22 protein-coding genes are annotated in these 23,889 nt (G+C 51.2%); 6 read left to right on the top strand and 16 right to left on the bottom strand.

The features are described 5' to 3' along the window. The first annotated feature begins 3 nt into the window (after positions 1-3). Complete coding sequence (gene ppsR, locus LGT44_RS19665) at positions 4-825, top strand: posphoenolpyruvate synthetase regulatory kinase/phosphorylase PpsR (protein WP_145468797.1); 822 nt, start codon at positions 4-6, stop codon at positions 823-825. Positions 826-840: 15 nt separating this feature from the next. Here ppsR and LGT44_RS19660 read toward each other — a convergent pair whose 3' ends face one another. From LGT44_RS19660 to LGT44_RS19630, 7 genes are all read right to left on the bottom strand, one after another. Further along, the gene (locus LGT44_RS19660; protein WP_230332082.1) at positions 841-1,689 is read right to left on the bottom strand and encodes an alpha/beta fold hydrolase; all 849 of its coding nucleotides are present in this window, start codon (positions 1,687-1,689) and stop codon (positions 841-843) included. After that, entirely contained in the window at positions 1,670-2,557 is an 888-nt protein-coding gene (locus tag LGT44_RS19655) for a DUF4124 domain-containing protein (RefSeq protein ID WP_230332081.1), read from the bottom strand. The genes LGT44_RS19660 and LGT44_RS19655 overlap by 20 nt, the downstream gene beginning before the upstream one ends. Beyond that, on the bottom strand, positions 2,467-4,119 hold the full coding sequence (locus tag LGT44_RS19650) for an OmpP1/FadL family transporter (protein ID WP_230332080.1): 1,653 nt from the start codon (positions 4,117-4,119) through the stop codon (positions 2,467-2,469). Before LGT44_RS19650 ends, LGT44_RS19655 begins: the two co-directional genes overlap by 91 nt. Before the next feature lie 51 nt (positions 4,120-4,170). Next, positions 4,171-5,238: a transporter gene (locus tag LGT44_RS19645; RefSeq protein WP_230332079.1), complete on the bottom strand. Its 1,068-nt coding sequence runs from the start codon at positions 5,236-5,238 to the stop codon at positions 4,171-4,173. Between the two features lie 27 nt (positions 5,239-5,265). Further along, complete coding sequence (locus LGT44_RS19640) at positions 5,266-6,201, bottom strand: C39 family peptidase (protein ID WP_230332078.1); 936 nt, start codon at positions 6,199-6,201, stop codon at positions 5,266-5,268. A gap of 186 nt (positions 6,202-6,387) precedes the next feature. Continuing rightward, positions 6,388-7,635, bottom strand: coding sequence for a DUF6160 family protein (locus tag LGT44_RS19635; protein ID WP_230332077.1), 1,248 nt, complete (start codon positions 7,633-7,635; stop codon positions 6,388-6,390). A 135-nt stretch (positions 7,636-7,770) separates the two neighbouring features. Further along, positions 7,771-8,700: a DUF6160 family protein gene (locus tag LGT44_RS19630; protein ID WP_230332076.1), complete on the bottom strand. Its 930-nt coding sequence runs from the start codon at positions 8,698-8,700 to the stop codon at positions 7,771-7,773. Between the two features lie 357 nt (positions 8,701-9,057). Between LGT44_RS19630 and pabB the strand changes: the two genes are divergently transcribed. Then, a complete protein-coding gene (gene pabB / locus LGT44_RS19625) occupies positions 9,058-10,416 on the top strand; it encodes an aminodeoxychorismate synthase component I (RefSeq protein ID WP_328296362.1) in 1,359 nt (452 codons plus the stop codon). A 111-nt stretch (positions 10,417-10,527) separates the two neighbouring features. Here the strand turns inward: pabB and thrH are convergent, their stop codons facing one another. Beyond that, on the bottom strand, positions 10,528-11,145 hold the full coding sequence (thrH, locus tag LGT44_RS19620; RefSeq protein ID WP_225692763.1) for a bifunctional phosphoserine phosphatase/homoserine phosphotransferase ThrH: 618 nt from the start codon (positions 11,143-11,145) through the stop codon (positions 10,528-10,530). Positions 11,146-11,389: 244 nt separating this feature from the next. On the opposite strand from thrH, the gene LGT44_RS19615 reads away from it, so the two are divergent. Next, positions 11,390-12,115, top strand: a complete 726-nt coding sequence (locus LGT44_RS19615) for a phosphoadenylyl-sulfate reductase (protein ID WP_230332075.1) — start codon at positions 11,390-11,392, stop codon at positions 12,113-12,115. 60 nt (positions 12,116-12,175) lie between these two features. Here the strand turns inward: LGT44_RS19615 and cysB are convergent, their stop codons facing one another. After that, entirely contained in the window at positions 12,176-13,150 is a 975-nt protein-coding gene (gene cysB / locus LGT44_RS19610) for an HTH-type transcriptional regulator CysB (RefSeq protein ID WP_145468806.1), read from the bottom strand. A 134-nt stretch (positions 13,151-13,284) separates the two neighbouring features. Here cysB and LGT44_RS19605 point away from each other — a divergent pair, with 134 nt between their 5' ends. Together LGT44_RS19605 and LGT44_RS19600 are read left to right on the top strand one after the other, a co-directional pair. Then, positions 13,285-14,058 carry a sulfite exporter TauE/SafE family protein gene (locus LGT44_RS19605; RefSeq protein ID WP_230332074.1) on the top strand — a complete coding sequence of 258 codons (774 nt, stop codon included), beginning with the start codon at positions 13,285-13,287 and terminating at the stop codon, positions 14,056-14,058. Between the two features lie 121 nt (positions 14,059-14,179). Further along, a complete protein-coding gene (locus LGT44_RS19600) occupies positions 14,180-14,359 on the top strand; it encodes a helix-turn-helix domain-containing protein (RefSeq protein WP_230332073.1) in 180 nt (59 codons plus the stop codon). A 13-nt stretch (positions 14,360-14,372) separates the two neighbouring features. Here LGT44_RS19600 and LGT44_RS19595 read toward each other — a convergent pair whose 3' ends face one another. After that, complete coding sequence (locus LGT44_RS19595; protein WP_230332072.1) at positions 14,373-15,302, bottom strand: DUF72 domain-containing protein; 930 nt, start codon at positions 15,300-15,302, stop codon at positions 14,373-14,375. A 61-nt stretch (positions 15,303-15,363) separates the two neighbouring features. On the opposite strand from LGT44_RS19595, the gene LGT44_RS19590 reads away from it, so the two are divergent. After that, positions 15,364-16,437, top strand: coding sequence for a 3-deoxy-7-phosphoheptulonate synthase (locus LGT44_RS19590; RefSeq protein ID WP_145468809.1), 1,074 nt, complete (start codon positions 15,364-15,366; stop codon positions 16,435-16,437). 67 nt (positions 16,438-16,504) lie between these two features. Here the strand turns inward: LGT44_RS19590 and LGT44_RS19585 are convergent, their stop codons facing one another. The 6 genes from LGT44_RS19585 to hrpA all read right to left on the bottom strand — a co-directional run. Then, a complete protein-coding gene (locus LGT44_RS19585) occupies positions 16,505-17,245 on the bottom strand; it encodes an MlaA family lipoprotein (RefSeq protein WP_225692767.1) in 741 nt (246 codons plus the stop codon). Positions 17,246-17,339: 94 nt separating this feature from the next. Then, on the bottom strand, positions 17,340-17,948 hold the full coding sequence (locus LGT44_RS19580; RefSeq protein WP_230332071.1) for an HvfX family Cu-binding RiPP maturation protein: 609 nt from the start codon (positions 17,946-17,948) through the stop codon (positions 17,340-17,342). A gap of 15 nt (positions 17,949-17,963) precedes the next feature. Continuing rightward, the gene (locus LGT44_RS19575; RefSeq protein WP_230332070.1) at positions 17,964-18,740 is read right to left on the bottom strand and encodes an HvfC family RiPP maturation protein; all 777 of its coding nucleotides are present in this window, start codon (positions 18,738-18,740) and stop codon (positions 17,964-17,966) included. Further along, positions 18,727-19,605: an HvfB family MNIO-type RiPP peptide maturase gene (locus tag LGT44_RS19570; RefSeq protein ID WP_230332069.1), complete on the bottom strand. Its 879-nt coding sequence runs from the start codon at positions 19,603-19,605 to the stop codon at positions 18,727-18,729. Before LGT44_RS19570 ends, LGT44_RS19575 begins: the two co-directional genes overlap by 14 nt. A 2-nt stretch (positions 19,606-19,607) precedes the next feature. After that, positions 19,608-19,964 carry an HvfA family oxazolone/thioamide-modified RiPP metallophore gene (locus tag LGT44_RS19565; protein ID WP_230332068.1) on the bottom strand — a complete coding sequence of 119 codons (357 nt, stop codon included), beginning with the start codon at positions 19,962-19,964 and terminating at the stop codon, positions 19,608-19,610. 162 nt (positions 19,965-20,126) lie between these two features. Next, positions 20,127-23,889: ATP-dependent RNA helicase HrpA (gene hrpA, locus LGT44_RS19560; RefSeq protein WP_230333683.1), on the bottom strand; the 3,763-nt coding region annotated here is incomplete at its 5' end.

Here is a 23,889-nt window from a genome sequence, read left to right as displayed (position 1 = left end):
CACATGAAGCGAACCGCCTATTTTATCTCCGACGGCACCGGCATTACCGCCGAAACGCTGGGCAACAGTCTGTTGGCTCAGTTTGAAGCCATTGAATTTGAACGCATCACCCTGCCGTATATCGATTCAATCGAGAAGGCTGAGAAAGCCGTAGCCAAAATTAACCTGGCAGCGGAAAACAGCGGCGCTCCGGCCATTGTGTTCGACACCATTGTCGATAAAAAAATACGCACTATTATCGACTCAGCCAACGCCCTGAAGATCGATATTTTTGCCGCCTTCCTCGCGCCACTGGAAGCGGAACTGCAGGTTGAATCCTCCTACAGTGTGGGTAAATCCCACTCACCCACAACCAGCACCAGCTATCTGGCGCGCATCGATGCGGTAAACTTTGCCCTGGATAACGACGACGGCGCCCGCACCCGCCAATATGCCGAAGCCGACATTATTCTGGTGGGCGTATCACGCTCAGGTAAAACGCCAACCTGCCTGTATCTGGCGATGCAGTTTGGCATTAAAGCGGCAAACTATCCGCTGACCGAAGAAGATATGGCCGACCTGAAATTGCCCAACAGCCTGGAACAACACCGCCACAAACTGTTTGGCCTGACCATCGACCCGGACCGACTGGCCGCCATCCGCAATGAACGCCGCGCCAACAGCCGTTACGCGTCACTTAAGCAGTGCTATCACGAAATTGATGAAGTTGAGATGCTGTATCAGCGCGAGCAGATTCCGTTTCTGAGCACCACCGACCGTTCAATCGAGGAAATTTCGACCCGCATCATGGCAGAGACCGGCCTGCAGCGTCGCCTGCAGAGCTAAGCAAAATATGCGTCGTCAGCCCCGCTGGCGACGCTCATTCATCACTTTGGCAATGGTGCGCGGCTTGGTAAACACCAGGCTGTGATCAGAATTATCCACCACATGGTATTGCCAGTCGGCACTTTGCTCTGCCAGCAAACGATGACGGCCAAGCATGGTCGCATGGCTCAATCCACCGACAAAACTGATGCCCGGCCAGGGTGCGATCCAGCCCGCGTAAGTTGCGCAGTCGTCCAGCAACATCTGACTGACCGCACGCAATGCCTGGGCAAAGCCCTGAGCATTTTCCTGTAAGCGCGCAATCGTCAGCCGGTCAACTTTGTCATTTCGCGTACGTTGCGGAGATACCGAATCCAGAAAAGTGAAATAGGCCTCCGCATCCTGCGGATTCTGTTCAACCCGGTCGGCAACGGTCAGATAATCATCCGCTTTCTGCCGTATTTTGCCGCAGTCAGCCGAAAACAGCATCGCCGGCTCCAGCAAAAAACATAAGCCCCGCGAACCATACTGCTGCAGATAACGCACGGCAACCATGCCGCCAAAGGAATAGCCGGCGATATCAAATTCCGTCCAGTCGAGCGCCTCACACAACTCGCGAATCTGAAGCACATAATCACTCAGACGCGGCGGGGTATCCACGAGAAACCGGGAACGCCCCATACCGGCAAAGTCCGGTATTAGAATCTCATCCCATTCGTGGAGGTAATTCGCGACATAGGTCCAGGTCACTTCGCCCGGCACACCGGCGCCGTGAAGCAGCAATAAACGGCGCGGCGCAGAAGCTTCGCGTAAAGACGGATACTGAAGCAGAAGCGCATGTTGCTCGCAGCCTGCAGTACGGCAATTAATCTGATGTTTTTCCATGCATCCATTCTACCTGCAGCGAAGCGGAAGCTGGCACGGATTCAGGAAAATAAATAATGAATGCGGAAACTTCAGCATCAAGAATACTGACCAGACTTTCCCGGTAAGCCTCAGAACGCCAGGTAGACAGATAACTTTGAGTAATCAGCTGCGGAATAAAATACAACGGCTGGAGCTGCTTATTCAATGCGATAAGCGCAACCGTAGCAGCTCCCTTCTCTGGCTCATCGGTTCCACGCAAATACAGATTCAGCGCGCGGCGTGCGGCACCATTACTGCCTGTCAGGCGAAAATACCATGCAGGCTTATCGCCTGAGCGGGTTTTGAAAGGAACCGACATTTGTGGCTGTGAAAAAACAACCGAATCATATTCCGGAATCGTTTCTTTAAACAGATGAGTATATCGTGCACAGCAACCGGCATCCCTTATCTCAGCGGCTACACGCAGTGGCGGCAGCAGTGAATGATCCGCCGCCTGCAACTGAGTAAGCTCCTCAACCTCGATATTAACCTGAGGAATTTCCTGACTTTGCAGACGCCCCTGCGCATCAATCCAGGTATAAAAAGGAGGATTATCGGCGTTATCTTTTGCCAGTTTTTCCTGAAATTCTTCTTCCGTCAAAAAATCACTTTCCTGCGCATTACTTGCCTGCGGAATATTTTCAGGTTTTTCAGAAGGAGGTTTAATGCTGTTATGGATGCGCCCCTGCTCATCCACCCAGGTGAAATACTCCTGCTCAGCCCCGGCAGGAAATGCCAGAGCCAAGCAGAGCAGAATCAGAATTTGGTACGGAAGCTGATACCTGCTGCACCGATGGTCAGCTTGGTGTCTACATCCAGACCCGGATAAGGGTTGGTTACGGTACATGTCAGACAGTTACGGTTAATGGCATCACTTGAATTAGGGTATTCGCCGGTAGACTCAGCATCCTGAGGGTCAGCGAGAATGGTTTCTTTAGACTGCATGAAACTCAGTGACAAATCCACTACCGTATCCAGATCCCACTGATAGCCCATGCCTACACTGTACAGCTTGGCAAAACCCAGCGGCGCCTGAATGCTGCGCGCGTCATCCGGAATTGAGCTTTTACGCGGCTCATAACCCAAGCGCAGCTTGATACGAGAATTCAGGTCGTACTGCATACCGAAACCAAAACTCCAGACGCTCTTATAGTTCAGCGGCTGGCGTAAAGAAGTATCGCTAACCAATGTCGGCGCCAGGGTTTTAGCCGTACTGAGAAAGCTCACCTGACGATCAAAATCAAATTTAAGCGCATCCCACTTATCGTAATCAGTCCAGCCGGCATCCATGTTTAACTGGTATTTATCCAGGAAACGTAATTTAACACCAGTCTGAAAGTGCTGCGGATACGTCAACTCAGTAGAAACCTGACCACTCTCTTTTTTCACACCGGTTGGTAACGAGAAGATGGCGCCGCCAATCGCACCAATAATGGATGAACGGAAAGTGCGGAAGAAATTAGCAAACTCGTCAGTGTACTCAAGATCATAAGTACCTTTCAGACGCGATACAGCTTCACTCTGATAGCCAACACCAAAGGCAACCCAATCAGCCGGCTCCCATAAAAAGCCAAGGTTGAATGATGGAGAGAGACTTTCTTCCGTGATAATTTTCAGTGTACCGACATCTTCATAAGGTCCAACCTTACCACCACAGAGTGTGATCAGTGGCGCCAGAGGATCATTACCTGTTGGATTACCGTCACTATCAAAACAACCAAAGGCTGTCTGTAATTGCTCCAATACACCAATCAGAACACTTGGCGCACGAATATCCTGAACAACCGCAACAGCCTGGTGAGAAAAAAGGAAACTGGCACCGACCGAAAACTCATCGGTTACCTTATAGCCAAAAGAAGGTGACAAATAGGTAAAACGCTGCAAAGCAACCTGTTTGGCCTGATAACGACCCGGGTCGTTATCGTCTTTGGCAAAGCCTGCAGCCATTGGTGCATACACCGCATTGGCAAAGGTAAACTTTGAACCGGGCGGCTGAATGGACACACCGCCGGTCGGCAGTGTCAGTACTGGCAATGTCATTGGCATAAGGCCAATGCCTGGAATATAGGCCGCCGCCGTCGCATGACTTTCAGCACGACCATCACTGCCCAGGATCGGATCCTTGCGAATATCCAGCAGCCCCGGATCATAGTCATCCCCTCTGGCTTCGTCAGGTAAGGTGAACGTTGCCTCAGATGAGAGCAAAATATTCATCAACTGAATCTGGATCTGCCGGCCTTCAAGCTTGGTAAGACCCGCCGGATTAAAATGAATATCCATAATCCCGACCGGGTCTGCTGTAACAGCATTACCCAGCGACATAGCTTTGGTATCCAGAAACAGGTTTTGAGCCAACTGTGCACTGGCCAACCCTGGCACCAGAAAAATGAATAGGAAAAGAATGCGCATAATGCTTCGCCGAAACCCTGTTATTTTTATCGTTATAGAAGCCATAGCCTATTAGCTACCGGACGAAGGTTTCACACCCTCAATGTCGATCGGTAACGATAATCCAAGGATAATGTCGGGAGATAATTCCGTCATACCAAAACCAACGTTGATATTGGCAATGGTTTTAGGTGAAACACGAACACCCAGCGCAAAGTTCATAATGCCGCTCATCTGACTGCCAGAAATAGAGCTCTGAGTTTCTCCGGTACTCGGCGTATATATCTGGAAGCGCGTACGATCGTTAAATGAGCCCTGAAAAGAAGCACTCAGTGACACGTCATAAGAAAGCGAGTACGCAAAACCCATAGAGAATGACAGGCTGTTACCCGGATGAACCTCTTGCAGAATAGAGCTGCCACGTACCTGATTCAGACCTTTTTCCGGCATGTTATAACCGTAGCTACCCGATCCGAACAGCACAACCGGATCGAGCACCTTGGATACGCTCAAACCACCACTCAGACTATAAGTCCCCGAACCACTGGATAAGTTTCTATCCAGATCAATCTCATAGGGGCTATCGCCGGTTTTCAGTTTCAGCGAGCCGAATACAGTCTGACTCATCTGTCCCGGAACGTATTCATAAGGCTGCCAGCGTACCGAGCCACTGATATCACCCAGCGCATAAGCGGTCAGTTCATCTTCGGTTTCAAACTTGGCAACCAGAGGCAGACGGGCACTCAGCGTCAGGTTATTGAACAAACCATAATCAAAGGTAAAGGCGTTGGTAAAAGTATGACTTGCTACTGGTGATACATCCGCATTGCGGATCGACGACGACCCTGTCGGCTGCCCCTCCGAATCCAGATTGGGTTCAATAACCAGATCAATACGCTGATCACCATAGTAGCTGTAATCGAAGTTATAATTCAGTGCCACGCCCCCCCGTTTCAGCAGAGAATAATTTTTCTCTGCCGCCTCAAACACTTCTTCCAGTGCTTTTTCGGTGTCAGCATCGCTATCCTGTTTGGTCAACGCCTCACGGGCTTTTGACAAATTTTGAGCCTGGTCAGCGTGAACATTAGCCCCCCATGCAAGCAGCAGCGGTAGCGAGATCAGCGTGGTTCGAATAAACATGAATTTTCCTTAAATCCCGTATCGTTATTATTTTCTTCTGAAGCGCAGTTCTTTAACCAGGCGTTCATTAGGATCATCGGTTGTGACTCTGACGTTGAATTCATCCGAACTCACACCGTCAGCCGCATCTTCCAACTTAATTTCATACTTCACATTGCCATCTTCGTCACGCAAGGCTTTGCCGCTAGCGTCCAGCTGAGGAACAAATGACGATTTAGCATTATTACTCATTGATGCGATTTCATTACCGATAGCATCTTCATACTTCATGGCCATCAGCGGAAATTCTTTATAGCTGTTTTCCGCGATAATAAAATCAGAAACATAGCGCATATCTTCTTCGCGCAATTCCAGACCGCTTGCTGGTTTATGGCCGTTAGGGAAAACGATAAACAGCACGTTATTGTCCCAGATTTCCAAAAACCGACTAAGGGTAAAACTGATATTACCCAACGCAGGATCGGCCAGATAAACGCGGTTTTCATAGACAGCACGAATAACCACAAAATGCTTAAACCCAGCATATTCAATAGGGGCAATCGCCGGGTGATCCAGTTCCAGCAAATCTTTGGCTTCTGCTTTAAAGCCACCGGACGGATGTCCCAGCGCAGTTACCAGACGTTTCATATCCAGCAGGGAAAAGCCACGACGCTGAACAATACGCTCTGTCTCGCCAAAACGAAGCAGGCCTTCCATCACCTGACGCTCCTGAAAGTTACGACCCAAATAAAAGTCGAGCAATGTGGTCAGTGCAGCAGAGCCGCAGGAATAGTCATACGCCTGGCGCACAATGTTATTGAATTTTTTAACGGACAGAGGCTCAACATTTACCAGCTGATCATACTGATAAGGCTCGTTCACGGCCACGCGAACAAAGGCATCACCCTGCTGGCGGTCGTTCACAATAGCCAGCTCGTGAACCATGGCAAAGCCAATAATGGAACCTAGGAGAATGATAAACACAGATGATGGCCTGAGGCCCCTCCGACTTATTACTTGTTATTGTTATGGTGAGTCGAAGCTCATGTTACATAAAATCACACAAACGACCAACACAAAAAGTGTCAATTTCGTTTCTTTTCCGGCCTTTTCGAACCGTTGAAACAGAAAAAACCCGCCTTAGCGGGTTTTTTTCTGGGGAGATCTTTTTTAATGGCCATAAATACGCTGAGTCATTCCACTCAGGTCAATATCCCTCACCTTAACCCCACCCAGAGAGGCCCCACCAACCTCCACAGCCGCAACATCAAGAACCCCATCAAAGCGACCAATATTAATATAAACGCCACCACCACTGGCCGCATCACCACCCCTAGCCCAGATAGTCTGCTCAATAACAGCCTTACTACCAACGCCTGCCGCGCCATACAATTTAAGACCACGAACCTTCACTGCAGCACCATTGGCCAGATTGCCTGCCAGATCAGCAGCATCAACAACAGCACCTGCATCAACAACACCCTGCTGAGCACCAGTCACAACATTTCCAGCAAGAATGGCATCGGCCGCTGCCGAATCAACAGCTGCTGCATCTGCAGAATAGGCTGACGAAGCAATATCAATAACCGCATTACCCGAATCACGAATTTCCTGAACCGATCCGTCAGCAGCAAAAGATACCGAAAAACCATCAGCCACAACGGCATTTTGCAAGGTCGTCTGAGTCGAGCCAAGAAGAGTCTGCGCACTCCCCAGATTCGTTTGAGCGGTAGCAAGCTGATCCTGAGCCTGAGTCAAATCCGACTGTGCCGCGGCAGAAAACTGACCAAGATTCTGACCACTCAAATTAATACCCACACGATCAGCCGCCTGCTGTGCGGTATAACCAAAGAGGCCCATATCAAAACCAGTGATTTCAAGTGAGCTAGACGAACGAATAGCGACAGACCCGGAACGTGCCGCCACAGGCAGGTCCGCAATCAATGCAGCATTACCTGCAGTCTCAGCCATATTAACAACCGCGGTACTTCCGGCACCCAGATCAACCGTCATCGAGATATCATTGACCAGCTCAGCCGTTTCACCAGCAACACTCTTCAGCGCAACAGCACTGTACTTTCCATCAGTGTCAACCGCACTATCACCAACCAAGAGCTGAATACCAGAAACTTCACCATGAGCAATGATTAAATTACCATTCGAATCCACATCGATAGTTTGCGTCAGGTTATTTACATCACTGATCTGAATATTTTGCAGAACAACAGCCCCTTCATCCCTGTATTCCACTTCACCAACCGAAACACCTGAAGAGTCGATATCAATTTCAATAGTGACACCAGCCTGCCCGGCAATACCAGACATCTGCTGATCACTCAATTCCTGCATTGCAGCGGCATAAACATGAAAAGAAGAACATAAAGATACAACCGCGAGGGCTAATTTATTTCTGAGCATCCCTACTTCCATTTATTGTTAAATTTATAATGCGGATATTAAAAAAATAAATTTACAAAAGAAAGACAAAACAATATTAGAGCAAAAAAAACCCGCCGAAGCGGGTTTCTTTTTTTACGACAAACCAAGCAAAACTTAGTTGTGACCGTAGATACGCTGGGTCATACCAGCCAGGTTAATATCGGAAACTTTAACAGAACCGATTGAAGCACCACCCATGCTGATTCCGGCGATATCCAGAGTACCAGCAATCTGGCCCATCTGAATATAAACACCACCACCCTGAGAAGCATCACCACCTTTAGCCCAGATGGTTTGCTCGATAGTAGCTGCAGTACCAACACCACCAGTACCGTAGAACTTCAGACCAGAAATCTGAACTGCCGAGCCATTTGCCAATGCGTCAGCTGTAGTTTGCTCAGCACCATCAATAACACCGTTACCGTTACCACCGTAAGCAGCAGCATCAGCCCGAGTCTCCGCCTGCTGCACGGTATAACCAAATGCACCGACATTCATATCGGTAATTTCAAGAGAAGTATTCGCCAGAATAGCAACTGAGCCAGTAGCCGCATCACCAGTAATACCCAGCGCAGCAGCATTACCAGCAGCTGCCAAGTTGGCGATTGTGGTGGTAGAAGCACCCAGGTTCAGAGTCATATCCAGATTATTAACCAGCTCGGTGGTTTCACCTGCAGTGCTACGCAGAGCTACCGCACTGTACTGACCAGTAGTGTCAGCAGCAGTATCACCCAATGCGATTTGCATACCAGTAACACCAGACATACCCAGCAGCAGGTTACCGCTAGCATCAACATCGATAGTCTGAGTCAGGTTGGTTACATTGTTTACAGTCAGGTTTTGCAGGGATACAGAACCTTCATCGGTGTATTCAATCTCACCAACAGAGATACCTGAACCACCGATTTCAATTTCAATTGTCACACCAGCCTGACCGGTGGTTGCAGACATAGTAGCGTCATCCAGAGCAACCATTTCTGCCTGAGCAGAGATTGATGCTGCTGCGATAGCCGCGGCGAGAGAAGCTTTCTTAAGGAATTTCATGTGCACACTCCTGATTATTTTTCTTAGGTTTCCGGGCATTTTCCGTGCCCTATCACCGATCCCATACCGTCAGGCCGTTACAGCCCCACCCGGTACAATCTCTGTGAATTTTTTAAAATTGGTTTCTGATTACAGTTTTCTTTATTCTTATTTCTGTTCAGGCAATTCGTAACTGCCCGGAGAATTGTTGAACAATCTATTATGGGGGTTTGGTGTTGTCCACCACTTTTTTACAATTAATTACACGCTCTAACCCAACTCCCCATTACGACACTGGTACTTTCTGCTAAACACCCCTTAATATCCCTTACAATTCAACAACTTAATCTTAAATACATCTTAAAAAACTGGCCTGAAATGATACACAAAAAACTACCCTTCTCTGCCCTGGAAGCCCTCCTGTCAGGCCACTTATTGGATAATCCAATACTGATGTTTTCCGGCAAATCCCGGGGCAGTCATCAACCAAATGTGTCGCAAAACGTCCATCCTAGCAATTCAGAGGAGAGCACAGCGATACTGGCCTGCCTTCCTGACAAGTCACTGACAGCCAGCAACAAGCAGGATCTCCAGCAGATACGCAAAGTCATTCGGAAACACTCAGCAAGCAACCGCAACCGGCCACACTCCTCGCCAGTAACAGCGCCTTTTTGTAGCGGATGGGCGGGCTACCTAAGCTACGAGGCCGGCAGGGTTCTGCAGGGGCTGCCTGCATCGCAATCAACTACCCCGCTTGCAGAGTTTTTTCACTACCCCTTGAGTATTTATCTGGATTTTGCTGAAAACAGCTGCAACCTGCAGAATCCGCACAATCTGCCCGACACAGTCACGATTCCTTTTATCAATCACATTCAGGCAGCCATACAGAAGCACAGAAAAACAGATAACCCATCATCCCCACAGCAGCAATGGCAGAGCGGCTGGAGCAAGGAGCAATATCAGCAGGCCTTTGGCGCTACGCGTAATTATCTGGTAGCCGGTGATTGCTATCAGGTTAACCTGGCAATGCCTTTTCATTGCCAGTCAGACCTTACCAACCACAACCCGGCATCGCTGCTGCAAACCTTCAATGCACCCTTTTCGGCGTATCTGAAAACACCGGCACAGACACTGTTCAGCGTCAGCCCGGAGCGCTTTATCCGCATTGATGGTGACCGTATCGAAACCAAGCCAATCAAGGGCACCATTGCCAGAGGTGAAACGGCCGAAGCCGACGAACACAATCGTCAGTGGCTGGCCAACAGCCCCAAGAACCGTGCCGAGAATCTGATGATTGTGGATTTGCTGCGCAACGATCTGAGCCGCAGCGCCGAACCCTTCTCGGTTAAAGTGACCAAGCTGTTTGATATTGAGAGCCACGCCAATGTGCATCATATGGTCAGTACCATCGTAGCGACCAGACGCCCTGATCAGCACGCAGTGGATGTGATCTTTGACGCCCTGCCCGGCGGTTCAATCACGGGCGCACCCAAGCGCCGGGCCATGGAAATCATTGATGAGTTGGAACATGAATCACGCGGAGCCTATTGCGGTGTTCTGGGCTACTTCGATGATGCCGGCTATGCCGACTTCAACATTCTTATCCGCACCATCGCCGCAACTAAAAATGGAGCCGTCTGCTGGGGCGGAGGTGGCATCGTGATGGATTCCACCTGGGAAGATGAATGGCAGGAGATTCACAGCAAAGTAGGCCGCATTCTGAACACGCCGCTCTGAGCCTTTACCTGCCCCCTTTTCCACCCCCTCCAGACATCAGATGCCCTCCAGAAACAGCAATGCCGGCAATTGCCGGCATTGTTGTTTTTACTGCTTTTGAGCGTTTTATGCTCAGAGAGTCAGATCGCGATTACTGGCTTTGATGAATTCCTTCTTCAGGTCTTCATAGGTGTGTACGGCCGGGAATTGCGGGAACTCATCAATCACATTCTGTGGCGCATGGAACAGGATGCCTGCATCGGCTTCCGCCAGCATAGTAGTGTCATTGTATGAGTCACCAGCCGCGATGGTACGGTAGTAAATAGTCTGCAGCGCACGGATTGACTGGCGTTTGGGATCAGCCTGACGCAGCTTGTAATCAACCACACGGCCGCTTTCGTCAGTGATCAGACGGTGGCAGAACAGGGTCGGAAAACCCAGCTGGCGCATCAGAGGCTGAGAGAATTCATAGAAAGTATCCGACAGGATAATCACCTGAAAGCGCTCACGCAGCCAGTTAACAAACTCCACCGCACCTTCAAGCGGCTTCAGGGTGGCAATCACCTCCTGAATATCCTGAATCTTCAGGTTATGCTCATCCAGAATGCGCAGGCGCTGTTTCATCAGCACGTCATAGTCGGGGATATCGCGCGTCGTTGCCTTCAGCTCTTCGATACCGGTTTTTTGGGCAAACTCAATCCAGATTTCCGGAACCAGTACACCCTCAAGGTCAAGACACGCGATTTCCATGAATACTCCACAATTAGACAGAAGACTGTTATTCGGCGCGTACTCTAGCCATATGCACCCCGATTGACAACATCCCTGCAGATACACACCATAATAGCGGCATAATAATATTCTTTTTTATTATTATTTGAGCTAAAAATGCCATGCTAATCTCCACCACAAAGAATGCACGGCGTCTGCCCTGGTGCCATCAGCGCAAGCCAACAGAAAACGCCGGCCCACAGCAACCGATTAGGCCAGAACCATGACCCAGGATTTTACCGCTCTCAATGAGCAATTTGCCGACAAGCGCCCGAAAGATCTGATCCGCCACGCCATCGGAAATCACGATGCAATCGCAGTATCCTTCAGCGGTGCCGAAGACGTTGTACTGATCGACATGGCCGTAAAAATTAAGCCTGATGTCGAAATTTTCACTCTGGATACCGGCCGCCTGCACCCTGAAACCTACGAATTTATCGAAGCGGTACGCAAACACTACAACATCAGCATCGACGTGCGTACGCCAGAGCAAGCTGCACTGCAGAACTTCGTCCGCGAAAAGGGTCTGTTCAGTTTCTACGAAGATGGCCATCAGGAATGCTGCGGCGTCCGTAAGATCGCTCCCCTGAAAGCCAAGCTGGCAACCCTTGACGCCTGGATCACCGGCCAGCGCCGTGACCAGAGCCCCGGCACCCGCAGCGATGTACAACTGGTCGAAGCCGATGGTGCTTTTCAGGGGCGCAACGGTGAGCTGACCAAGTACAACCCACTGGCTCTGTGGAGCTCAGCTCAGGTGTGGGAGTACATCAAAGTATTCGACGTGCCTTACAACAAGCTGCACGCACAGGGTTTTGTCAGCATCGGCTGTCAGCCATGCACCCGCCCAACCCTGCCCAACCAGCACGAGCGTGAAGGCCGCTGGTGGTGGGAAGGCGCCGGCCACAAAGAATGTGGCCTGCACGCCGGCAATATCATCAGCAAGGGCTGATACCGGAAAACAACAAAAAAGCCGCTCACTGAGCGGCTTTTTTGTCACAGGAATAAATCATCAATGCTCCGGTAAAGTTACTCCGGCAAACAGCTCATCAATTTCCTGCTTGTTATGACACTGCGCCGCCCGCTCAACCAGATCGCGGGTAAGATGCGGCGCAAAGGCGGCAATAAAATCGAACATATAACCACGCAGGAAGGTGCCTTTACGGAAGCCGATTTTGGTCACGCTGGACGCAAATAAGTGGCTGGCATCCAGTGCCACCAGATCATCATCCAGTTCTTTATCGAGCGCCATACTGGCAACAATACCCACACCGACACCTAGACGCACATAGGTCTTGATAACGTCGGAATCGGCCGCAGTAAAGGCAATGCGTGGCGTCAGGCCGCGGCTCTTAAAGGCATCATCCAGCTTGGAACGCCCGGTGAATCCGAAGACGTAGGTAACCAGTGGATAAGCGGCCACCTGCTCCAGCGTCGGCCTTGGGTGCTGCGCCAGCGGATGCGTGCGCGGCACCAGAATACTGCGGTTCCAGCGGTAGCACGGCATCATAATCAGATCGCCGAACAGCTCCATCGCTTCGGTGGCAATAGCAAAATCGGTCGTGCCGTTGGCGGCCATTTCTGCAATCTGCATCGGTGTCCCCTGATGCATGTGCAGGGAAACATCCGGATACTGCTGCATAAACTTCTCGATTACGCCAGGCAGCGCATAACGTGCCTGAGTATGCGTCGTCGCAATGGACAGACTGCCCTTGGCTTCATCGCTGAACTCCTGCGCAACCTGCTTAATGCTTTCAACTTTGCGCAAAATTTCGCCAGCGACCTGCAAAATGGCCTCGCCAGCAGGAGTGATTCGGGTAAGGTGCTTGCCGCTGCGGGCAAAAATCTCAACCCCCAGCTCATCCTCCAGCAGACGGATCTGCTTACTGATGCCCGGCTGCGAGGTATACAGCACCTGGGCTGTTGCCGACACGTTGAGGTCGTGATGCGCTACCTCCCAGATGTATCGCAATTGCTGCAATTTCATAATTCCTCCCTGCCAAACCTCAGTATTTGTTATAAAAATATAAACAAATATTCTTTTCCAGAATAGATGCCACCCTCTACATTAGCATCAATCGCCTCTCTTAGAGCCTCCTGTACTACTTTAGACCATATTTCATGGATATTTTGTTATATATAGCAGCTGGCGCTGGCGTTGGCTTGATTGTTGGCATGACAGGCATTGGCGGTGGCGCTCTGATGACCCCGCTTTTGTTGCTGTTTGGCTTCCCGCCGCAGGTCGCCGTAGGTACCGATCTGATGTATGCCGGCATTACCAAAGCAGGAGGCGCATGGAGCCACCACAAGCAGAGTCATGTCCGCTGGGCCTTAGTAAAACTGTTGGCACTGGGCAGCATTCCCAGTGCACTTCTGACCGGCCTGCTGCTTGAATATCTGTTCCAACACCCGGAAAACTACGCCCACCTGCTGCGCAATGCTCTTGGCATCATGCTGCTGCTCACGGCGGTGGTCATACTGCTGCGCAAACAGATCCAGCAATGGGCCAGCAGAGCCAGCTCACGCAACTGGGCCAGATGGCGACCTCAGGCTACTTTTGTTATGGGTGTTTTTCTCGGCGTATTCGTTACGTTATCGTCGGTTGGCGCAGGCGCCATTGGCACCGCCATTCTGATGCTGCTTTATCCTGCATTGCGTTCAACCCACATTGTCGGCACCGACATTGCTCACGCCGTGCCGCTGACACTGTGCGCCGGCTTTATCCATATGTATCTGGGTAATGTTGATTTCGCCCTGCTCGGCGCGCTGTTAATCGGCTCTCTTCCGGCCATCCATGTTGGCAGCCACCTGAGCCGAAAAATGCCGGATGAACTGTTAAAGCCCATACTTGCCAGCCTGTTGCTGATGCTGGGAGCAAAATACGCATTCTTCTGATTCCTGCCCAGGTGCGCACCGGAAATGTTCACCCTCTTGTTTTTCACCTGACATTTCCTTAATTCTGCCAACACCCGGAGAAATCCGGTCTAGGCTTACAGAAAAATACGGAGGGATATCTGTGAGCATATCGGAAAAACTGTCATTGGAACAAGTTGCGGAAATTCTTGAACTCAAACCCGTCACGGTAAAACGCTATGCCCGCGAGGGTCTGCTTGACGGCGAAGAGACTCAGGGCACCTGGGTATTCGAAGCCGAAAAAGTAATGAAATTTAAAGAACTGCAAAGCAAGCTGCGCTGATCCCGGCAGCAACTTAAGCAAACAAATCCGCTGTATTTCCTGCAGCGGAATTGCCTCCGGCCCCCTCTCCCGGCCAATCAGCCATAGTACCCTGCCAGAACCTAACCAGATAACGTGCGAACTCCGGGCAATCATGATTCCCGGCGGTATGCACAAAGAAATATGGCGACCGGCCTTCGCGCAGCCATTGCTGAATTTTAGTTTGCCACTGTTGCAGATACAGCAGATTCTGCTGCCAGTCTGAATGGCCGATAAAACGGACAACGGGATTCTGTGCCGTTGCCAGAGGATGCACCGGCAGGCGCGGCTTTTTACTTTGCGCATGAATAACCGCGTCTGTTATCGAGCCATCCCGGAACAGGCCACGGCTGTCAAAGACAACCCGATTAACCGCCAGCCACTTTAACTCCTGCAATAACGTCACTTCGTGCTGATCTTTGAGGAAAAATCCCGGATGGCGGCACTCAACCGCCAGCGGCAGCTTTACCAGCCGTTGTAGTATTTCCAGCGCGGAAAATAGCTCTGCACTGCGCTGAGGTGTAAAACTGGCCGGCAATTGCAGTAACAGCACACCAACACGCTCACGCAGCGGAGTAATAAAATCCGCCAGCAACGGACCTTCTTTTAGCAGCTGACGGGGAATATCGTCTGCGTGACTGATACTTTTCGGCACTTTAAAACAAAAGCGGAAATGTTCAGGAACCTGCCGCGCCCAGCGCTCTGCCCGATCAGCAGACGGCAGCCCATAAAAGGTGGTATTACCTTCCACCGAGCTGAATACCTGCGAATAACTGCTCAGTGCGTCTGCGGCACCACAATGGGTATTCAGCAGCCCTCCTTTCCAGTCCGGCATAAACCACATAGGCAGGCCCAGATACAATTGCGCAGAATTGCGTGCATCTGTCAGCGGGAATGGATGTGCAAGCGGGTTATCATTTGTCATAATCGGGCATCATTGTAACAGAATTACATTCGCCCACATTCGCCCACAATCAGGAAGCAGAATGACTGACAATCGCGTAGAAGATCTCAATATTGAGTCGATTGTTCCGCTGATCACCCCGGAACAACTGAAAACCGACATGCCCAGCAGCGAAGCCGCTGTTGCCAGCGTACAGCAAGGCCGCCAGGTCGTGCGCGATATTCTGGACCGTAAAGACCACCGCATTTTTATCGTCGTTGGTCCCTGCTCCATCCATGACGTAGAAGCCGCCAAAGAATATGCAGCTCGCCTGCGCGATCTGGCCGAAGAAGTCAGCGATACCCTGTATCTGGTAATGCGCGTTTACTTTGAAAAGCCGCGCACCACCGTCGGCTGGAAAGGCCTGATCAACGATCCCTATATGAACGATACGTTCAAGATTCAGGACGGCCTGCACATTGCCCGCCGCCTGCTGATTGATCTCGCCGAGTTCGGCCTGCCACTGTCTACCGAAGCTCTGGACCCGATTTCTCCGCAATATCTGCAGGATCTGATCACCTGGTCAGCCATCGGTGCGCGCACCACCGAATCCCAGACTCACCGTGAAATGGCCTCTGGCCTGTCTTCTGCTGTCGGCTTTAAAAACGGCACTGACGGCAGCCTGACCGTTGCAACCAATGCCCTGATGTCGGTTGCCAACCCGCACCGCTTCCTCGGTATTGATCAGGGCGGTAAAGTATCCATCGTATCGACCAAGGGTAACCCATACGGTCACGTGGTTTTACGTGGTGGCGGCGGCAAGCCGAACTACGACTCAGTGAATATTTCCCTGGCCGAACAGGCGCTGGCGAAATCCGATCTGGCGCAGAACATCATGGTTGACTGCAGCCATGAGAACTCCAATAAAAACCCGGCGTTACAACCTCTGGTTATGGATAATGTCACCAACCAGATTCTGGAAGGCAACAAATCCATTATCGGCCTGATGGTGGAATCCAATCTGAAACATGGCCGCCAGAACATCCCGGCCAATCTCGACGATCTGGAATACGGTTTATCAGTTACCGATGGCTGCATCAGCTGGGACGAAACAGCAGAAGCTATCCGCAGCATGCGCAATAAACTGAAAGACGTACTGCCAAAGCGTAACGCCTGATCAACATCCGGCGCGTATAAAAAAACCCGCTGATGCGGGTTTTTTTATACTGACCAGGCGGAGAACATTATTTATCCCAATCGTCTCCCCAGTCTTCTTCATCATCGAAATCGTCAAAGTCATCTTCGAACTCATCCTGCACAACGCCATCGTTAATCAGATATTCACGACGCTGCAGATAAAAGCTGCGGATAAAGGTATAACGATCGCCGGAGATCAGCCCCTCAGAGGCAATTAAGTCGGCACGCAGGTCAACCCCACGCACGGTATAAAGCCCAATCTCCTGTGCGTAGTTGTTGCCAATTCCGGTGTACCCCAGATCACTCTGGTAGTCGATCAACAGACCAGTACCATCACGCAAAGTGCTGGGCCCAAGGAACGGCAACATCAGATAAGGTCCGCTGCCCACACCCCAGTAGCCAAGCGTCTGACCAAAATCTTCGTCATGCTTTGGCAGGCCAATATGCGTAGCCACATCAAACACGCCAAAGAACCCAACAGTGCTGTTAATAAGAAAACGGGCTGTATCTGATAACGCCTGCCCCATTTTCAGCTGGCCAATATCATTAACGATAACCAGCACATCACCAAGGTTGGAGAAAAAATGCGTTACCGACTGATCGACAGGCTCGGGGGTTATGTACTGATACCCCTGCGCCAGAGGCTTGGCGATGTATTTATCCAGATTTTCATTAAACGCAAATACAGAGCGATTAAACCCTTCCCAGGGGTCTGGATCTGTCGTCTCTGCCGCCCAGCTTAATGAAGAAGCAAGGCATAAGGGGAGCAACCATGGTGCGCGCATCATGAATTCTCTACTGTAAATTTCGCATCATTAAAACAGCTCAGAACCGATAAAAACAGACCCACGCGCACCACGAACGCAACACGTACGGAACACTCTATTGCGCCCGGTAACGTTGCTCGATCCAGTAGTCCAGACTGAACCAGCGGCCAGCCCCCTGAAAAAACAAAACCAGCAGCATCAGCAGATAGGTGACGCCCCATTCAATACCGTTATTGGACACCACAAAACTGTAACGTCCATCCGCCGTCAGCCAGGCATAGTTGCCATATTCCTGCAATATTTCACGTGCCCGTTCCAGACGGGTTAATGCCTCTGCTGTCGCCGCCGTGGCCCCCGGAGAATTCAGATCCGCAACCGCCTGCCAGCCATGATCCCAGTGCACGGTAAAAATGGCGACCAGCATGGTAATCATAAGGGGCACAGCAATGTAACGGGTGCCAAGCCCCAGCAGCAGCAAAACCGCACCGCCCACTTCAGCAGCCGTCGCCAGAAATGCCATCAGCCAGGGGAAAGGTAACCCCAATCCCCAATCGCTGTTACCAAACCATTCGACCACATTATCGAAGCCGGCCACTTTATTCACACCGGCTACCCAAAAAACAGCAGCCAGGTACAGGCGCAAAGCAAGAGGAGCCAAAAAATCGAAAGCACGGGTTGAATTTAACCGGTCGTGCTGCGCATCAAGAAAACTGACTAATGACATAACATATTCCTCAGATTAATCCGCTTCGGTTACGGCCTGAACACCGGTAATTAATCCCTGCCCGGCCCATTGCTGCAGAATAGCCATACCACCGGCAACTGCAGCATCGCTGACACTCATTCCGGCCTGTTGCAGTAACATGCAGACAGCGTCATAGCCACTGAGCGTTTGTTCTTTCAGCAGAGCCAGTAATTGCAGGGTAAAAGGATTGGTTTCGATAAAGCGGACCTGATCATCCGGTGCACGATAAACGATCAGCGCCGTTGCTTTCGCTTCAGGGAATTTATTCTGTAACGATATTTCGTGTACCGGATACTGATAAAGAAAACCTTCAGCCACTGCCACTAAGGGAATGCCGGCTGCCAGATTCTGTTCGGTCAACTCACTCTTCAGTCCGGTAGTATCAGCAGCAACAGCGATATCAAGCGCAAGCTCCAGCCACTCATAATGGGCCAGCTCATAAAAATACTCAGGATCATCAGCGTAAGGCTGATAATGCGTTTCGAGATAAGTCAGGAATTCACGCGGAATTTCCAGAAAATAAGGACTCTGGGCGCGGTAACTGGCAAAAAAATCACGCGCCAAGGCCTGCCAGCGAGATTCGCCCAGCACTTCGGCACAGACCGGAAAGGTTGTGTCCAGAAAGCCTTTAACGTTATTAAAAAACAGTTCGCGATAAACTGACAGGCGGCGCTCATCGATACTCCCGGGCGCAGCTACCACCTCTGGATTGCGCAGATGAGCGGCAAATTCCCGCTGCAGCTTAAGGTGCTCACGCTCAGCGATTGCCATAAGTACCTCCGCTGACCAGTGGGGTATTTTTTAAAGCGCACCGTGCGTCAGCCTGATACTGGCGGACAATATCGAGCTCAGCCACTAACTCAGCCACCTCCGGGAAATTAAAGTCCCGCTCCAGCAGCGTCGGCAGCACCCGATGACACTGATAAGCATGCTGCAACAATTGCCAGACATCGGCTTTAACCGCATTGCCATGGGTATCAACCAACAGGTCATCGGCTTCATCATAATGACCGGCAATATGCAGATAGCGGATACGTTCTGATGGCATGGCGCGGATATAAGCCAACGCATCCTGACCATGGTTAATACTGTTCACATAAACATTATTAACATCCAGCAGCAGGTCGCAGTCGGCCTTTTCCAGTACTGCGCAGACAAAATCCTGCTCCGACATTTCTTTACCGGGTTCGGCATAGGTTGACACATTTTCGATAATCAGACGCTGCCCGAGAATATCCTGCACCCGCATAATGCGCTCAGCGACATAATTAACGGCAGTTTCGGTCATTGGAATAGGCATCAGATCATATAAATGACCATCATCACTGCAATAGCTCAGGTGCTCGCTGTAGGCCTTAATGCCATGTTCCTGCATAAAGCTTTTGACCGAGCGGACCAGTGCTTCATCGAGTGGTGCCGGGCCACCCAGAGATAAAGACAGACCATGACAAAGAAAATCATACCGTTCAGTAAACTGGCGTAACTGTTTGCCAAAACGGCCACCAATTCCGATCCAGTTTTCCGGCGCAATTTCCATAAAATCAATCGCCGAATCCGGCACGCCTGCCAGCGGGCCCATCAAAGCCCGCCGCAAACCCAACCCGGCTCCGGAAACGAAGTGGGAGGATGTTTTCATCGTTATTTATCTGCGCCGCATTTGCCTTCAGCTTTCGTTTTGCTGGCACCGCACTTGCCTTCGCCGCACTTACCTTCAGCATTTGCCTTGGACTTTTCAGCACCACATTTGCCTTCGCCGCACTTGCCTTCGGATTTGGTTTTTTCTGCGCCGCACTTGCCTTCAGATTTTGTTTTTTCGGCGCCGCATTTACCTTCACCGCACTTGCCTTCATGGTTTGCAGCCAGCTTATAACCAGACTGTAACTCGGCGGATGCAAATGGGTTTTCAGCAGCAGAGGCTACCGGCGCCTGAGCCAGCGCGGCAATAAAGGCGGTACCCAGTACAGCAGCAACGGGGTTCATTGTTTTCTTAGCCATGATGTAGTCCTGTTCATTGGTTATTAAGAGTCTGGCCCCGCATCCGTAGAGCGGAGGCTGACACATTAGTGCCCGGAAAAGGTAATTAATTCAACCCTTTTGCCGTGCACCTAACCTTAGTCGCAGGGTATTCCCGCTTCTTACAGAACAGACGAAAAAAAATCAGATATCACGGATTTCCAGCCAACGCTTCTGCAGCCGTTTCATCGATACCGGCTCACGGGTACCCAGCGGCTGAGCAAACAACGACACCCGCCACTCCTCCAGCAGCCAGCCAAATTCCTGCAATTGTGGGTGGTCATCGATGTCAACACGCGCCAGTAATTCCAGATAAGGGGTTGCCAGCGCCTCATACTCAATCATCGACTGCCGGTCACGCGGCAGATTGCCCTGCAGCTTATCGATGCGGTATTCCATTGCGCGTAAATAACGGCTGTAGCATTGCAGCTGAACCCAGGGGGTGCGGCTCATAAAACCGGAAGCCAGCAGCCGCTGCAGATGAGCTTTTACATCGCTGTAGGCCATCGCACGATCAAGACTGACCGCACCACCAATACGTTTCAGGATGGTATGGCGCAGCTGCAGCCACTCAATATATTGCGCCAGTAACCGTTCGCCATGGGCAATCAGCTCAGCGCGGCGCTCCAGACGGGCTTTATATTCAGCCTCAGTGTAAGGCAGCGCCTCATCCAGAGGCACAAACACCTGAATAAACGCAGCCTCAAGCAGGTCATTGGCAATATCAGCCTGACCGCCCAGACCTTTTGCCAGCAACCAGCGGCTGGCCATGGTTTTCTGAATATGGGCTTTCAGCATCCGCTCCTGTTCAGGCAGAGCGTTGCGGATCAGGCGACTGACGCCGGTGCGGTGTGCGCGGCGGGCGTCGTTAATATTGGCCTCAACCGTCAGCTCCAGCTGCTGGCCCTGCAAACGTAAACACGGAAAAGCGCGTACCGGTAAACCATTCACCTGCGTTTGGATAGTCTCCGGTAAATCGGCAAAATCCCATTGACTGATATCGCTGCGCTGATAATCCTGATGCGCCAGCGTCAGTACCTGCTGCTGACTGGCATCACTCAGCTGCGCTTTTAACGCAGTCAGATCGCGCCCCTGCGCCAGTAACTTGCCATCGGACATCACCCGGATATTCATGCGCAGATGCGGCGCTAACTCAACCTCCAGCAACTGTGATAATTCCAGCGGCGGACGCTGGGTTTTATTAAGAAAATTCAGTAACTGAATATACAGACCACCCTGAGAGGCATCCGCCTGACGCAGAAATACTTCTACCGTATTCGGTACAGGTACAAAGTTTTTGCGCACGGCCTTGGGTAAACCTTTAATCAGCTGAGCGGCTTTTTCACCGATAAAGCCGGGCACCAGCCACTCCACCTGAGCATCCGGAACCTGTTGCAGCATAGCCACCGGCACACTCAGACTGACGCCATCATTATCGGTTCCTGGTGCAAAGGTATAGCTGAGCGGAAAAGCCATGCCCTGCCATTCCAGTTCGCCGGGAAAATCCCTGGCGCCAATGCCTGCGGCATCCGCGCTGAGTAACTGATCGCGGGTAAATTCGAGTGCTTTTTTCTCCGCCGCGGAGGCTTTTTCATACCAGCGCTCAAGGTGTCTGACCGACGGAATTTCCAGTGGTAAATGCCGTCGATAAAACTCGGCCTGCCAGGCATCGTCAATGACCAGATCACGGCGGCGGGATTTCTCTTCGTACTCAGTGACTTCTTTCAGCAGTGCAATATTTTTGCGGTAAAACGGCAGTTTGCTGCGCAACTGCTGCTCTACCAGGCCTTCCTGAATAAAGACTTCCCGTGCTTCCTGCGGATGCGTTAACGCATAGTTAACCCGTTTGCGCGGATTAACGATCAATCCGTATAACGTACTTTGCTCAAAAGCGGTTACCTGCCCACGCTGGGCATTCCAATGTGGTTCAAAATACTGATATTTCAGCAGCGGCTTGCCGACCTGCTCTATCCACTGCGGTTCTATGCGCGCCACCGTACGCGCATACAGCTTACTGGTTTCAACCAGTTCAGCGGTCATCATCCATTTCGGTTTTTTCTTGTATTGCCCCGACGCCGGAAAAATAAACAATTTACGGTTACGGGCGCCCAGATATTCCTGCCCTTCCGATTTAAAACCAATCTGACTGAGCATACCGGCCAGCAAGGCTTTATGTACGGCTTCGTAGCTGGCCGGTTCGGTGTTTTCTTTTAATTCCAGCTCTTTGCACAATACATGCAGCTGGCGATGGGTATCGCGCCATTCACGCATGCGCATAAAAGACAGAAAATGTTTGCTGCACCATTTACGCAACTGCGCCTGCGAGGTTTCCTGACGCTGTTCTTCATAGGCAAACCATAAATTCACCAGACTGAGAAAATCGGATTCTTCGTGCTGCCAGAGGCGGTGTTTTTCATCCGCGGCCTGTTGTTTTTCCGGCGGGCGCTCACGCGGGTCCTGCACGGTTAATGCCGCAGCAATAATCAGCACCTCGCGCAATGATTGCTGCTGCTTTGCTTCGAGCAACATCCGGCCAATACGCGGATCGACCGGCAGACGCGCCATCTGCCGGCCCAGCGTTGTCATATTCCCGTCTGCATCAACCGCTTCAAGTTCCTGCAGCAGATTAAAACCGTCTTTAATAAAACGCTCGTCGGGGGCATCGATAAAGGGAAAGTCCTGCAGACGCCCTAATTTCAGATGCAGCATCTGCAAAATAACCGCGGCCAGATTCGTGCGCTGAATTTCCGGATCGGTAAATTCTGAGCGGGCAAGAAAATCGGCTTCTTCGTACAGACGGATACAGATACCTGGCGAAGTACGGCCACAACGACCGGCACGCTGATTGGCACTGGCCTGAGAAATAGCCTCAACCGGCAACCGCTGTACTTTACTGCGGTAACTGTAGCGGCTGATGCGCGCCACGCCGGAATCAATCACATAACGGATGCCCGGCACCGTCAGCGAGGTTTCGGCCACGTTAGTGGCCAGCACCACCCGCCGGCCACCGTGAGGCTTAAAGATTTTCTGCTGATCGGCACCGCTTAAACGCGCATAGAGCGGCAGGATTTCGGTGGCCGGTAATTGTGCGCGGCGTAAAAATTCGGCGCACTCGCGGATTTCACGCTCACCCGGCATAAAAATCAGTACATCACCATGCTGACCGGATTTTTTATCTTCTTCGCGCAGTTCTGCCAGTGCTTCAGCCACACCCTCAAACAAAGTGCGGTCATCCGCGTCCTCTTCATCACGTAATAAAGAACGGTATCGGACTTCAACCGGAAAAGTACGACCGGATACTTCAATCACCGGAGCTGCTTTACCACTGGCATCGGCAAAATGCTGAGCGAAACGGTCAACATCGATGGTGGCCGAGGTAATAATAATTTTCAGATCCGGGCGCTGTGGCAGCAGCTGCTTTAAATAGCCCAGCAAAAAATCAATATTCAGACTGCGCTCATGCGCTTCGTCGATAATGATGGCGTCGTATTCATTAAGAAAACGGCCATGCTGGGTTTGCGCCAGCAAAATACCATCGGTCATCAACTTTACCCGGCTGGCATCGACGCTCTGGTCGGTAAAGCGCACCTGATAGCCAACCTGCTGACCAAGCTCACAACCCAGTTCTTCAGCAATTCGCTGCGCAACCGCACGCGCAGCCAGACGCCGTGGCTGGGTATGAGCAATCCGCCCCTGACGGCCAAAACCGGCTTCCAGGCAAATTTTAGGTAATTGCGTGGTTTTACCGGAACCGGTTTCACCGGCGACCACCACTACCTGATGGTCGCGCAGTGCCGCGAGAATTTCATCTCGCTTGCCGCTGACCGGCAGTTCTTCCGGATAGGCAATACGTAAAGGCTGAGCGCGCAACGCTACCGTCTGCTGGCTGCGCTGAATGCGCTGCAGC

Origin of the sequence: Thalassolituus alkanivorans, assembly GCF_020447205.1 — a bacterium.
GTDB lineage: Bacteria > Pseudomonadota > Gammaproteobacteria > Pseudomonadales > Oceanobacteraceae > Venatoribacter > Venatoribacter alkanivorans.
The sequence above is the reverse complement of the archived record's forward strand: the minus strand, read 5'-3'. Positions and strand labels throughout refer to the sequence as shown.

Coding starts and splice junctions, on each gene's coding strand:
- ppsR (WP_145468797.1), top strand. CDS start 4: ATGAAGCGAACCGCCTATTTTATCTCCGACGGCACCGGCATTACCGCC.
- LGT44_RS19660 (WP_230332082.1), bottom strand. CDS start 1,689: ATGGAAAAACATCAGATTAATTGCCGTACTGCAGGCTGCGAGCAACAT.
- LGT44_RS19655 (WP_230332081.1), bottom strand. CDS start 2,557: ATGTACCGTAACCAACCCTTATCCGGGTCTGGATGTAGACACCAAGCT.
- LGT44_RS19650 (WP_230332080.1), bottom strand. CDS start 4,119: ATGCGCATTCTTTTCCTATTCATTTTTCTGGTGCCAGGGTTGGCCAGT.
- LGT44_RS19645 (WP_230332079.1), bottom strand. CDS start 5,238: ATGTTTATTCGAACCACGCTGATCTCGCTACCGCTGCTGCTTGCATGG.
- LGT44_RS19635 (WP_230332077.1), bottom strand. CDS start 7,635: ATGCTCAGAAATAAATTAGCCCTCGCGGTTGTATCTTTATGTTCTTCT.
- LGT44_RS19630 (WP_230332076.1), bottom strand. CDS start 8,700: ATGAAATTCCTTAAGAAAGCTTCTCTCGCCGCGGCTATCGCAGCAGCA.
- pabB (WP_328296362.1), top strand. CDS start 9,058: ATGATACACAAAAAACTACCCTTCTCTGCCCTGGAAGCCCTCCTGTCA.
- thrH (WP_225692763.1), bottom strand. CDS start 11,145: ATGGAAATCGCGTGTCTTGACCTTGAGGGTGTACTGGTTCCGGAAATC.
- LGT44_RS19615 (WP_230332075.1), top strand. CDS start 11,390: ATGACCCAGGATTTTACCGCTCTCAATGAGCAATTTGCCGACAAGCGC.
- cysB (WP_145468806.1), bottom strand. CDS start 13,150: ATGAAATTGCAGCAATTGCGATACATCTGGGAGGTAGCGCATCACGAC.
- LGT44_RS19605 (WP_230332074.1), top strand. CDS start 13,285: ATGGATATTTTGTTATATATAGCAGCTGGCGCTGGCGTTGGCTTGATT.
- LGT44_RS19595 (WP_230332072.1), bottom strand. CDS start 15,302: ATGACAAATGATAACCCGCTTGCACATCCATTCCCGCTGACAGATGCA.
- LGT44_RS19590 (WP_145468809.1), top strand. CDS start 15,364: ATGACTGACAATCGCGTAGAAGATCTCAATATTGAGTCGATTGTTCCG.
- LGT44_RS19585 (WP_225692767.1), bottom strand. CDS start 17,245: ATGATGCGCGCACCATGGTTGCTCCCCTTATGCCTTGCTTCTTCATTA.
- LGT44_RS19580 (WP_230332071.1), bottom strand. CDS start 17,948: ATGTCATTAGTCAGTTTTCTTGATGCGCAGCACGACCGGTTAAATTCA.
- LGT44_RS19575 (WP_230332070.1), bottom strand. CDS start 18,740: ATGGCAATCGCTGAGCGTGAGCACCTTAAGCTGCAGCGGGAATTTGCC.
- LGT44_RS19570 (WP_230332069.1), bottom strand. CDS start 19,605: ATGAAAACATCCTCCCACTTCGTTTCCGGAGCCGGGTTGGGTTTGCGG.
- LGT44_RS19565 (WP_230332068.1), bottom strand. CDS start 19,964: ATGGCTAAGAAAACAATGAACCCCGTTGCTGCTGTACTGGGTACCGCC.